General features: G+C 45.4%; 1 protein-coding gene. It reads left to right on the forward strand.

Annotation, left to right across the window (positions count from 1 at the left end; all coding sequences use genetic code 11):
* Positions 1 to 206 precede the first annotated feature (206 nt).
* The coding region (locus L691_RS33460; protein WP_232229132.1) for a transposase family protein at positions 207 to 377 on the forward strand (171 nt) is incomplete at its 3' end.

Raw genomic sequence — 377 nt, forward strand, 5'->3', positions numbered from 1 at the left:
AACATCTGCAAATCCTGTATTGTTGTAAGTCCTACCCAACAACAAAGAAGGAAATGACAGATGCCACTCCAGTATATCAACGAAATTCTCGGATTGCCAGAGCTACAACTTCATAAAATGGTTTCCATAGATGCCAAAGAGGTTCATCTGGAGGCTGTGCCTGTAGCCTACAAGCAACCCTGTCCCGTGGCCAGTCGGAACAAGATGTGAAGCGTGACGGCCGCAATAAACCGCGTAAGATTCGGCATCTGAATCTCTTTGGTAAAAAGAGCTATTTGTATGTTCCATCACTTCGTTTGGCTTGTTCGCGTTGCAGAGTCGGTTTTGTTTGGACCTACGAATTTGTGGGTCCTAAAGAGCGGTATAGCAGACTCTTT

This window comes from Paenibacillus zanthoxyli JH29, from assembly GCF_000520715.1.
Lineage (GTDB): Bacteria > Bacillota > Bacilli > Paenibacillales > Paenibacillaceae > Paenibacillus_AQ > Paenibacillus_AQ zanthoxyli.